The organism is Winogradskyella pacifica (assembly GCF_013403915.1).
In the GTDB taxonomy this organism is placed as follows: Bacteria; Bacteroidota; Bacteroidia; order Flavobacteriales; family Flavobacteriaceae; genus Winogradskyella; species Winogradskyella pacifica.
The window spans coordinates 41,173-54,255 of record NZ_JABFDI010000004.1 but is presented as its reverse complement, the minus strand read 5'-3'; the positions used below and the strand labels follow the sequence as shown (position 1 = coordinate 54,255).

9 protein-coding genes are annotated in these 13,083 nt (G+C 34.2%); all 9 read left to right on the top strand.

Translation table 11 applies throughout. The annotated features are described in order from the left end of the window. Positions 1 to 61: 61 nt before the first annotated feature. The 9 genes from HM984_RS04940 to HM984_RS04900 all read left to right on the top strand — a co-directional run bounded on the left by HM984_RS04940 (position 62) and on the right by HM984_RS04900 (position 12,914). A complete protein-coding gene (locus HM984_RS04940) occupies positions 62 to 1,018 on the top strand; it encodes an FAD:protein FMN transferase (protein WP_179348346.1) in 957 nt (318 codons plus the stop codon). Between the two features lie 3 nt (positions 1,019 to 1,021). After that, a complete protein-coding gene (locus HM984_RS04935; RefSeq protein ID WP_179348345.1) occupies positions 1,022 to 1,615 on the top strand; it encodes a YceI family protein in 594 nt (197 codons plus the stop codon). 20 nt (positions 1,616 to 1,635) lie between these two features. Then, positions 1,636 to 2,595, top strand: a complete 960-nt coding sequence (locus HM984_RS04930; RefSeq protein ID WP_179348344.1) for a formylglycine-generating enzyme family protein — start codon at positions 1,636 to 1,638, stop codon at positions 2,593 to 2,595. A 30-nt stretch (positions 2,596 to 2,625) separates the two neighbouring features. Next, positions 2,626 to 3,960, top strand: coding sequence for a Gfo/Idh/MocA family protein (locus tag HM984_RS04925; protein ID WP_179348343.1), 1,335 nt, complete (start codon positions 2,626 to 2,628; stop codon positions 3,958 to 3,960). Positions 3,961 to 3,985: 25 nt separating this feature from the next. Beyond that, entirely contained in the window at positions 3,986 to 5,449 is a 1,464-nt protein-coding gene (locus HM984_RS04920) for a sulfatase family protein (RefSeq protein WP_179348342.1), read from the top strand. A gap of 145 nt (positions 5,450 to 5,594) precedes the next feature. Then, the gene (locus HM984_RS04915) at positions 5,595 to 7,019 is read left to right on the top strand and encodes a sulfatase family protein (protein WP_179348341.1); all 1,425 of its coding nucleotides are present in this window, start codon (positions 5,595 to 5,597) and stop codon (positions 7,017 to 7,019) included. A gap of 377 nt (positions 7,020 to 7,396) precedes the next feature. Further along, positions 7,397 to 9,361 (top strand): T9SS type A sorting domain-containing protein, encoded by a 1,965-nt coding sequence (locus HM984_RS04910; protein ID WP_179348340.1) that lies wholly within the window; start codon positions 7,397 to 7,399, stop codon positions 9,359 to 9,361. Positions 9,362 to 9,403: 42 nt separating this feature from the next. Continuing rightward, positions 9,404 to 10,969: a sulfatase family protein gene (locus HM984_RS04905; RefSeq protein ID WP_179348339.1), complete on the top strand. Its 1,566-nt coding sequence runs from the start codon at positions 9,404 to 9,406 to the stop codon at positions 10,967 to 10,969. Positions 10,970 to 11,048: 79 nt separating this feature from the next. Further along, a complete protein-coding gene (locus tag HM984_RS04900) occupies positions 11,049 to 12,914 on the top strand; it encodes a sulfatase (protein ID WP_179348338.1) in 1,866 nt (621 codons plus the stop codon). Positions 12,915 to 13,083 lie beyond the last annotated feature (169 nt).

Sequence of the window (13,083 nt, the reverse complement as noted above, 5' to 3'; positions counted from 1 at the left end):
ATTTATTAAAAAGGTTAAAATTTGTAAAGTGAAAGTTAGAAGGAATTTATATAAAAACGTTATGCTGTTAATTGCTGTTTTTACAACAGTAAATTTATATGCAGATAAGTTTACATATAATGAGAAAAAGCTCGGTGGAGATTTTAAACTGATTTTTTACACTTCAGAAAAAAACAATGCAGATTTAATTGCTAATCAGACTTATTTGTTCGTTGATTCTTTAAACCTAATTTTTAGCAATTACTTAAAAAAGAGCGACATAAGTTTATTGAATAGAAAAAGGAAACTTAAAAATGCTTCATCCCAATTAATAGCACTTTTAAAACTATCACAACAAGCCCATAAAAACACCAATGGTTATTTTGATATTTCAATAAAACCGTTAATTGACTTTTGGGATAAAGCAGAAAAAAACAAGAGGTTTCCTTCAAAGAATTCGATATTAAAACAACAGAAATTTGTTGGATTAAAGTCCGTTTTAACGATTACAGATTCCAACGATATTTTTCTGGCAAGAAAGAGTGAATTAGACTTAGGAGGCATTGCCAAAGGGTATATCATTGACGAAGTTTATGCATTTCTAAAGAAAAAAAACATCACTTCCTTTTTAATTGAAGCTGCAGGCGACATAAGAGTGTTTGGCAGACCTGAGAATACTGATTTTTGGAATGTTGGTGTGTCAGCAACAAATAGTAATAGTTATATCGTAGCATTAAAATCTGGTCAAGCAATAGCAACTTCGGGTAAAACATACCGATTTAGAATAATTGAAGGTAAAAAGTATTCTCACATTGTAAATCCAAAAACATTAACACCGGTTTCTCATAATTTCACATCATCAGTAATTGCAAATAGTGCCGTTGAAGCTGATTATTTGGCATCAACATTCAATATTGTAGTGAACAAAGATGAAATAGAAAAAATAATCGATAATCATAAGAATATTGAATTGTTAATTTTTAACAAGCACGATATAATTTTTGAGACGAAGAAATTTCTTAAAACAGATAAAAATTAAAGAATGAATACTAAAATAAGCATACTATTACTAGCTTTTTTATTGGTTAGTTTAGGGGTTGAGGCGCAAACAACATTCACGCTTTCTAAAGAATCTACAATGAAAATTGATGGATCTTCAACGGTTAGTGATTGGTCTGTTGAAGTTATGGAGGCTACAGGAAACTTTACTACATCAGAAGATATTAAAATTGAAGTTGGTGAAATTCTTTATTCAAATTTAGAATTTAGTTTTCCAGTTGATAAAATGGAAAGTGGTAGAGGGCCAATTATGGATTCAAAAATTAAAAAAGCTTTAATTAGTGATGTAAATCCATTGGTAACTTATAAGTCTATTGAAAATAAGATTACAGCTTTAGATGGTGATAAATTTGTGTTAGAGTCTGTAGGGACAATTACAGCGGCAGGTGTTAGCAAACCGCTTACAGTTGCATTAAATGGATTTTTTAATCCGGAAATGAAAACTATGTCTTTCGAAGGCTCTAAAGATCTGACAATGGCTATGTTTAATATTGTAAAGCCAACTGCTTTCTTTGGTCAACTAAAAACAAAAGACGAATTAAATGTAAAGTTTAATTTAAGCTTTATAAAACTATAAATCACCTTAATTACTATTATATGAAATTACTTAAATTATTAATTATACCATTTGTTTTTTTAGCTACAAATGGATTTGCTCAAGCTGAATTTAAACCGTATTCACAACAGATTAAAGGTACTGATGTATCCTTTAAGATGGTGCCGATTAAAGGTGCTACTTTTATGCTAGGAGCATCAAAAAAAGATAAACAAAAAGAAGCTGATGAGTTGCCACAAAAACAAGTGGAAGTTAGTTCTTTTTGGATGGGTGCTTTTGAGGTGACTCAGAAAGAATTTTTACTATTTACAGATGCTACAAGTGATATATTAGCTGATGGCACTTTAAACACTGAAGTTATTTCTAGACCCTCAAGTCCGTATGAAGATCCTTCAAAAGGATTAGGAGATGATGATATGAAACCAACTGTTGGTTTAACACAATATGGAGCATTATCTTATTGCCGTTGGCTCTATAAAAGAACGGGGATTTTTTATAGAATTCCAACCGAAGCAGAATGGGAATTGGCTGCAAAAGCAGGCACAGAAACTCCGTATTTCTTCGGAAAAAAGAAAAATGATTTATCAGAATATGCTTGGTATGCCGAAAATTCAGAAGGACAATTACACCAAGTTGGTTTAAAAAAACCAAACCCTAACGGCTTATATGATATTTATGGAAATGTGTCCGAGTGGTGTTTAGATCAGTATTATGCCGATTATTACACTACAATAAAAGATGGAGAAAAAGATCCTAGAGGAATGCCAGATGCATTGTACCCAAGATCAGCCCGAGGAGGTTCATTTTTAGATGATGAAACGGAATGCAGAAGTACAAATAGAATAACTTCAACAGACGATTGGAAAGCAAGAGACCCACAATTACCTAAAAGTTTTTGGTGGAACACAGATTCTGAGTTTGTTGGTTTTAGATTGGTAAGACCTTTAGAGCAGCCAAGTAAGGAAGATGTAGAACTATTCTTTTCTTCAATGTTAGAATAAACCTATTCAGTTAATCAAAAATATAAAATAATGGAAAGAAGAAATTTTATTAAAAATTCAGTTTTAGCTGGAGCCGGACTTTTAACCTCATCAAAAGTTTTAGATAACGTCTTAGGCTTTCATAATAGTTCATCAGATGCATTAAAAATAGCCTACATTGGATGTGGAGGAAGAGGTGCAAGAGCAGTTAAAGCAGCTTTAGATTTAGAAATTCCCACAGAGCTTGTTGCCATGTGTGATTTGTTTAAAGACAAAATTGATCACAGAGAAAAAGTATTATTAAAGGCAGTGAAAAACAAAAGCAGAATAAAAGTAACTGAAGACACTAAATTTACTGGTTTCCAAGGCTATAAAGATGCAATTGCTTTAGCAGATATTGTATTCATTACAACTCCTGCCGCATTTAAACCTGCTATTTTTCAAGAAGCTATAAAACAAGGAAAACACGTATTTATAGAAAAACCTGTTTGTGTAGATTCTATCGGTTTTCAGCAAGTTATAGCTGCAGCTTCATTAGCGAAACAAAATAAATTGTACGTAGCAGCTGGATTACAAAGAAGATATTCTCCAGGATACCAAGCTGTAGTTAACGAAATACATGATGGAGCAATTGGTGACATTCATACCGCAGAATGTTATTGGCTAGGAAAACCTATAGGAGATTTAGAACGTAAGAGAGAAGAACAGTGGACAGAAATGGAATTTCAAAATAGACATTGGAGATCGTTTGCTTGGGTAAGTGGAGGAAATATTGAAGAGTTTCATGTGCATAATTTAGACATTGTAAACTGGGTTTTAAATGAAACTAATCCACAATCTGTAATCGCTTTAGGAGGGAAATCTCCTGATAAGAATTTCTCAGGTTCTTTGGGCGGTTTTGATAGCTTAACCTCTAACTTCAAATATAAAAATGATGTGTCTTTGCATAGTTATAGTAGAAATATACCAAATTGTAAAAATAAAAATGGAGAGTATTTTTATGGAACAAAAGGTAAGTGTATTATTACTGAAGACGCTGTAATTTATAATAATAAAGGAAAAGAAGTTTTTAGAGCAAGTAGTAAAGAATACGGTCGCCTGCATGGCTCATTCGACTTAGTTCAGAAAAATTTAATTGAAAGTATTTACCATAATAAACCTTATTTTAATGACGCTTTTTATGCCGCAAAATCATCTATGACAGGGGTTTTTGGTAGAATGGCTGGTTGGTCTGGTAAAGAACTACAATGGGACGAAGCTATACAGTCTAAGGTTCCTTTATTCAATTACACAGATGACATTAATATGAGTTCAACTCCACCTGTTTTGCCAAATGAATTTGGAGATTATCCGGTTCCAATTCCAGGTAAGACAATTGTTTTATAATCAGTTTAAATTAAGAATTTCAATAATGAGAAAGTACAACTTTTTATTACTATTTACTACAGTGCTATTTCTTAATAGCTATAGTCAATCTAAACAAAATCAAAATAGCCAAAAACCCAATGTAGTAATCATTTTTATAGACGATGAAGGTTATGGTGATGTAGGAAGTTATGGCGCAACTGGTTTCCAAACACCTAATTTGGATCATATGGCGAGTAAAGGAATGAGGTTTACAAATTATTATGCAGCTCAACCTGTTTGTAGTGCTTCACGTGCTGGCATTTTAACAGGTTCTTATCCCAATAGAATAGGAATTTCAGCGGCTTTAACTCCACTCCATAAAAAAGGACTTAATTCCGATGAATTAACAATTGCCGAAATGTTTAAGGAACAAGGATATAAAACGGCTTGTTTTGGTAAATGGCATTTAGGATGGCAAAAAGAATTTTTACCATTACAACATGGTTTTGATGAGTATGTAGGTTTACCATATTCAAATGATATGTGGCCACGTAACAACATAACTGGAGAAAAAGTACCCACAACACATAAACGATCAAGATATCCAGAACTTCCATTGATGGAAGGCAATGAAATTAAAAAATATATAACATCGTTAGAAGACCAAGACGAGTTAACAACACTTTACACAGAGAAAGCTGTTGATTTTATCAATAAAAACGCAAAAGATCCCTTCTTTTTATATGTTCCTCACACTATGGGTCATGTGCCACTTGGTGTATCTGATAAGTTTAGAGGTAAAAGCGAGCAAGGATTATATGGAGATGTTATGATGGAAATTGATTGGTCTGTTGGAGAGATAAGTAAAGCATTAGAAAAGAATAAAATTGCAGATAACACTATATTTATTTTTACCACAGACAATGGACCTTGGTTAAACTATGGGAATCATGCTGGATCATCTGGAGGATTAAGAGAAGGTAAATTATCTAGTTGGGAAGGTGGTCAACGTGTTCCGTTTATTATTCGTTGGCCTGGTAATGTACCTGAAGGAACGGTTTGTAATAAATTAGCCTGTGCTATAGATTTACTTCCTACCCTTGCGGCTATTACAGATGGAAAACTATCTGAAAATAAAATTGATGGCGTAGATATTTCATCACTTTGGAAAGGAGATTTTGAAGCAACACCTCGTGAAACGATTCTTTATTATTATAGAAAAAATAATTTAAACGCTGTTAGAAAAGGAAACTGGAAGTTAGTTTTACCACATAAATACAATTCTTACGATACAAAAGCAGGAAATGATGGTGTTCATGGAAAAACGAAAAAAATGGCTATTGAGCAACCTGAACTTTATAATCTATCTAGAGATCCAGGAGAGCAATACAATGTAATCGCTTCTCACCCAGAAAAAGTAAAAGAACTTATGGTAGTTGTCGAAAAATACCGAAAAGAATTAGGAGATTTAAATGTGGGAATCGCAAAAGGAAGTGAAAACAGAGAAGTAGGTGAACTCAAAAAATAAATAAACTTTCACATAGACTCTGACTATACTTCAGAGTATTTAAAATTTAGCAGGACGTTTAGAGAAATATTTAGGAATCGCACTTGTATTAGAAATGGCTATTATTGGAACTGATTTGCCCAAACAAATAATTAATATAACAGTTATGAAAAATATTAAAATTGTAATAGGAATTACATTCCTTTTTTTTAGTGTTTCTATGATTTCACAGGAAGTTAAAAAGCCAAATATTATATTAATTATGGCTGATGATGTAAGCTGGAATTGTTTTGGGACTTACGGTGCCGAAGATTATGAAACACCTAACATTGATGCCTTAGCTTCCAAAGGCATAAAGTTTAATCACTGTTATTCTACACCAATTTGCACGCCTTCTAGAGTGAAAATTATGACGGGTCAATATAATTTCAGGAATTACACCCATTTTGGGTACCTTAATCCTAAAGACAAAACATTTGGGCACTTAATGAAAGATGCTGGCTATAAAACGGCTATTGCTGGTAAATGGCAATTAAACGGATTGTACCATAATGCAGAAGGTAGTTTAGACGCAAATAGACCACAAAAAGCTGGTTTTGATGAGTCTTATTTATGGCAAGTAACAACACAAAAAAAAGCCCTAAACGGAGGTGAACGTTTTTGGAGTCCACCCTTAGAACGTAATGGAAAATTGATAAGCACAGAAGAGAATATGGGAAAATACGGTCCTGATATTATGTCTGACTTTGTTTGTGATTTTATTGAAGAGAATAAAGACGAACCCTTCTTTGTGTATTATCCAACTGTTTTGGTTCATAGTCCTTTTGTACCAACGCCAGAAACAATCGGCGACCAACCAAAAGGTCAAAGCGCAAATAGAGCACCCAGAGACAGAAAATTGAAAAAAGACAATTATGTGGCTATGGTTAATTATTTGGATAAAATTGTTGGCAAAATTGTAAAGAAAGTAGAAGATGAAGGGCTGCTTGAAAATACCATTATTTTATTTACATCAGACAATGGGACAGAGTCTATAACTTCTCGTTGGAATGGGCAAAATATTAAAGGAGCCAAAGGAGAAACAGTAGACATGGGCACACATGTTCCATTTATAGCCTATTGGAAAGGACATACGCCAAAGGGCATGGAAAGTGAAGACTTAATAGACTTTACAGATTTCTATACCACCTTTGCGGATATTGCTTCCTTAAATTTGACAGATAAAGACCCTATTGACGGACGTAGTTTTTTACCACAACTACAAGGAGAAACAGGGAAACCAAGAGAATGGGTATTTTGGCACTATCAACCTTACTGGGGAAAAGTAGGTAAATATAAAGGCGCTCAATTCGTAAGAAATCAAGAGTATAAATTGTATCGTAATGGAGGTATGTATCATATACCTAGTGATATTCATGAAACGAAGAATTTACTATTAGAAGAACTTGATACTTCGCTTATATTCACAAAAACAAATCTTCAAAAGATGCTCGAACAAGCTCCTCCTGCTCCATCAGTTGATGAGTATAGAGAATCAAAAGAAAGACCTGTATATCCATCTTGGAAGAATATGGTTAACCCCAATGATTAATCGAGAGTAATACTCAAATACAAAATATTATGATTAGCAACAAATTAAAATGAAAAAATAGAAGAATTGGAATCAAAATTTAGTACGACACCTTTAGGATATACAGATTGTAAAAAAAAGAAAAAAACTAAAAAGTAAGATTAACATTTTAAAAATAAGCCTTGTAGGTTTACACAAATCGATTGGTGTTATACATTAAAAACAATATTTAAAATAGATATAATTCCTAATATTGCGATTTGATGGCAGTTTTGAGCAATGATTTAGTGAATGAGAGTAAATAAAGTTGAGTTGCTAGTGCTATTTTTACTTAGCCTTCAAAATGTGAAAACCATGTTTCATTTAATGGCTATTTAATCAAGTATACAACTATAATCATGTATAAGTTTTTAACATCTTTTTTGTTTTTCCTAGCATTTGTTCAGGTTTCTAATGCACAATTTCTGTGGTATGAAAATGAATCAAACACCTATAAAATTGAACAAGAAAGTACAAGCTCAGGCACATTTCTTAGAGATGTTCCAAATCCAAATACTACCGGAATAAATACAAATACAACCGTTTCTAAATTTAATAGGGAGGAAGGCACAAGTGCTTTTTTACAATTCGATTTATACAAGGCTGTAACAGATTTTTCAGGATATGCTGTAACATTCAAAGCCTATATCGATATACCAACAGCTGCATTAACTGCAAATAATTCAAAAATAAGTGTGCATTTATCTCATCCTACGGTAAGTTCAGAAAGTGAAATAGAGCTCAACTTTACCGTTGGGAAACAATGGGAAACATTTACCTTTAATTTTAATGGGACTTCAATACCTAACGCCATTATCAATGCTAATGGTTATCAACATATTGCATTAGGTTTTGCCAATGGCACGGCATCAGTTCCTGCAACTACGTATTATATAGACTCTATTAGTGGCACAACAGATCAAGTAGTAGACGTCCCTTCTCTCCCAGCCTCATGGTTGTCTGGCTCATGGGGAATTACGTTTCCTGTTTTTGGAGGGGAGCGTTTAAATACGGTAGTGGCAAATGGTTATGATCATCCTGCTGGTGCACAAGAAGTATTAGATGAATTGCCTGCTGTAGGCCATGTGATTACAAACTTGTCTTATTTTGCTCATTCGCATTATTTCGCACTTAGACAGAATAGTAATGTGGATGTCGCTACTGAAATCCATGAAGCATTAGTGCCTAGTGTAGCCAATCAAAACATTATTTTTGAGGTCATGCAAAAGTTTAAAGATGATGGTAAAAAGGTAATTTTGTACATCTCTACCAATTACTTAGATAGAGCCATTGATGATGGTGCAGACCTTGAAGCCGCTTGGATCAATTACTACACTAACAATTTTGCCGGCGACGAATATGCAGCATACAAGGATTTAATTGAAGGCTTTATACTCGAAGTTAAAGATTATGCCGATGGCTATTGGCTAGATACCACTGCAGCACTTAACGCTGATGACAATTTAGAAGATTTTGTAGCCATGATTAGAGCAACTGATCCAGGAGCTGCTATTTCTGCCTCTCCAAACGGTGCCTATTTCCAAGAAGACGGTCAGAATATTTTAGTAGATTCTGATGGTCTTAATGATGACGATGATAGAGATTACAGAATAGTAAGTTTTGAAGGAGTTAACACTTATCAAGATTATACAAGCGGACATATTACACCATTAGGACAAGGAGCACCACCAAATTCATGGGGTTATGAAGAATTTACCATACCTGCCATGCTTGAAAATCCCTGGACAATGTTTGAAGGGAATACCGTTTTAAAACACGCTTGGTTTCCAGTTAGAGCAAGGTGGCATGTATCTTCACAGCCCTTAATATTTGGTACAGAAGATGCTTACAGGTTTGCCAAGCAAATTGTAGATGCCGAAGCTGGCGTTACTTTTGCAACCACCATAGATAATGTTGTTAGCAAAGGTTATGTTATGGCAGATGAAATGGTAATTATGAAAGCCATTAACGACAGATTGCTATCTAGTCCTGTACCCGATTTTGAACCTTATGTAAGACCAGAAGGAGCTTTCTTAGTCGGAGAAACATTAAGTACCAGTTCTTATAATTTCTCTAATAAATCTGATTTTAAATTTTATCCTAATCCTACGTCGGACCAATTAACAATAACTAGAATAGCTACCGATGTAAACGATATAACCGTTGTAAATGCTTTAGGAACAAAAGTAATAACAAAGAAATGGGATGATGGAACTACAAGTATACAATTAAATGTATCCACCTTAGATTCGGGTATTTATTTTGTAAAACTATCCAATAGTAATCATTATAGCATCACTCGAAAAATAATAGTATCCCAATAACAAAAGAATCAATCTACTCATATAAAACAATCGTAAAAGTTTATGAAAAAAATTTTTCTATCATTAATCATCTGCACAATTACAGCAAGTAGTTTTGCACAAGACAAACCAAACATTATCTTCCTTTTGTCAGATGACCAAACCAATATTGCAACAGGTTGTTATGGTAACGACCAAGTAGTCACACCAAATATGGACGCCTTAGCAGAAGAAGGCGTTTTATTTGAAAATCATTACAACACCACTGCGATTTGCATGGCGAGTAGAGCCATTATTTTAACAGGTATGTACGAATATAAAGCGGGCTGTAATTTTGATCACGGCCCTTTAAGAAAGGATAAGTTTGCTAAATCTTACCCAGTTCTTTTAAGAGAACAAGGCTACTATACAGGGTTTGCTGGTAAATTTGGATTAGCTGTTTCTGATGAAGGCAACAGTACAAGACACAATAGTTGGGATGCACTTCCGGTAGATGATTTTGATAATTGGGCAGGTGGTTTAGGCCAAACAAGTTACAAAACGGCCAACAACAAGTATATGGCTAAATATGCTGAAAAATATCCACATAGCACAAGAGCTTATGCCGCTTGGGCTGAGGATTTTATTATTGAAGCAAAAGAATCAGGCAAACCTTTTTCAATGTCTATCAGTTTTAAAGCACCACATATGCCATTTTCACCAGACCAATATTTTGATTATGTCTACGAAGGAAAAACCTATAAAAAACCAGATAACTATGGTGCCGAAAATGCAACTCATTTAGCGCCACAAGCCAAGACAGGAAGACAATATAACGACTATACGTTTTGGCGCGATTCTGAAGAAAGTTACCAAAAAACCATTAAAAATTACAATCAGTTAATCCACGGTGTCGATTACGCATTGGGAATGATTAGAAAAACGTTAGAAGAGCAAGGTATTGCCGACAATACCATTATCATATTTACGAGTGATAATGGGTATAGCTGTGGAGCACATAATATGGGCGGAAAAGTATTACCTTATGAAGAAGCTTCAAAATCGCCTTTAATTATTTACGATCCTAGAACGCCTATCAATGAAAGAGGTGTGAGACGTGAAGAAATTACAGCAAACATCGATATGGCTCCAACCATTTTAAGATATGCAGGCATTGAACCTCCTGCTAATATGGATGGTGAAGATTTACGTTTATTGATAGAAAAGCCAAAGAAATTTAAACGTGAAACTGTTGCACTTACTAATATGTGGGGCAATGACGAAATACAAGCCATGGGAGTGGTGTCTAAAGATTGGAAATACATTTTTTGGAATTATGAAGATGATGAGATGAGTACAACCGAAGAGCTTTACCATATAGGGAAAGATCGACTAGAAATGACCAACAAAGCTACCGATCCTTCTTCCCAAAAACAGCTTGAAAAAATGCGTAAGATTTACGATGAGCACCTTGCCAAATTAAAGAAAGAAGCGGTAGAGGATAACTTATATCAGAAATATGCCGTGTTATTTGATAGAAATGCAACAGCTGAAGAAAAAAAGCCTTTTTTAATTGGAAAGCCTTCTAAATCAGCAAAAAAACAAAAATCGAACAAAAAAAATAAAAAGAAAAAGAACAAGAAAAACTAACTTCGTTCATCAATATAAGTCTTAAACCACTTATATGTTCAACATAAAACTATATCTAATAATTATTTACATAAATACAATGTCTAAACTAATTCTATTTTCACTTCTATTTTCACTTAATTTATCCGCTACATGTAGCAACAATGGACCAGTTGAGTTAGATAAAGAACGTCCAAAAAAACCAAATATCGTATTAATCTTAACAGACGATTTGGGATGGCAAGACGTAAAATGTTACGATATTGACGAGCCTTCGCCTTTTGAAACGCCAAACATTGACAGATTAGCCAAAGAAGGTGTTTTATTTTGGCAAGCCTATTCGCCTGCAACTACGTGTTCTCCATCTAGAGGTGCTATACTATCAGGACAACATCCTGTTCGTTTAGAAAGAACTAGCGTAAGAGGAGGTCATCCACCATTACCTTTTAACCATGGCTCTACCTTAATTAGCCCTTGGATGCGAGGTGCATTAGATGCTTCAAAAGTAACCATTGCAGAATCGCTTAAATCTAATGGCTACAAAACAGGACACTCAGGAAAATGGCATGTTGGTATCGCAAGAACAGACGAACCTTTACCAGAAGAACAAGGTTTTGATTTTACCAAACATGGGTTTGGTGCTCACAAAAGAATGGCCGATAGAACAAAAGGATTTGCTACAACGGATGCTTCAGATCCATTTACCTTAGACGAAGATGGTTTCCCTTTTGATGACATTACCCAAGATGGTATTGATTTTATGGATGCGAACAAAAAAGACCCGTTTTTTCTATTTTATGCCTCTCGTTTAGTACACACTCCTATTCAAACACGTAGTGAAGCGTTATTACGTAAATACTATGAAAAATTAGGATTAGAGTATCCTAAAAAGAATGACATGTGGGACGAAAACGGTCAGAAAAATGCCTATTACGCCGCTATGGTAGAAATGATAGATCATTATACAGGTCAACTTATTACATACCTTGAAGAAACAGAAGATCCAAGATGGCCAGGACATATGTTAATTGAAAACACTTATGTCATTTTCACCTCTGATAATGGTGGTATGGAAAGACATACGGGAGAAATTATCACAGACAACTATCCTTTAGATAAAGGAAAGATAAATGCTAAAGAAGGTGGTGTAAGAGTACCATTAATTATAACAGGCCCAACTATTAAACCAAACGCAGAATCTAATGTAATGGTAAATGGTGTAGACTTCTACCCTACTATATTAAGCTGGACAGACACTCCAAAAGATGCGAATCAAATATTTGACGGTGCTGATTTATCTACATTATTAGATAAAGACCCAACAGATGCTCAACTCGTTTTAGATCCTGAAACCGGAGAACCAAGAAATACGATGATGTGGCACTTTCCAAACAGCGCTATGCAATCGACTTTACGAATTGGAGGCTTTAAACTGGTACGTGAATATACGGTAACTGAGGAAAAGACAGATTTAGCTTTATATCAATTGTATGAAAAGGATTCAAAACGTGTGGATATTGAAGAATCTCAAAATCTAGCAGAAAAAATGCCGGAGAAAACAAAAGAGATGAACCGTCTTTTAACAGAGCGCTTAGAAAAGTTAAATGCGAGATATCCTTATTTAAACCCTACCAGTAAAGCATCTTTACCTAACAAATCTAAAGTACCTACAGTTGTTGAACATGGCATAGATGGAAATAATGTTTGGTTAAAATATAAAAACAATGGAGCTAAGGTGGTAAAGGCGGAATTAATATACACGACTAATGGTGGTATTCCTGGTGAAATCTGGTTTCCTATTACTATGAATCTTAGAAATGATAATGTTTCTGTAACCTTACCTAAAGGTACAACGCACTACGTATTCAACTTAATTGACGAAAACAACTACTTAATCGGTTATCCGGATGGTGGTTACCAAAAAACTACTAAAGTATTTGCAACTAAAGCAATTGCTGTTAAATAATTAAACGATTTCAAATTAAAAAAAAGCACCATAGCGTTAAACTATGGTGCTTTTTTTGTTAGATAAATAAACCATTGAAATGATAATTCACAACACAGACAATTTATAAACAACACAAAAAGAAGTCGTTAAACACACAAATGGTCTATATGAGAAACCTTTTGGGTAA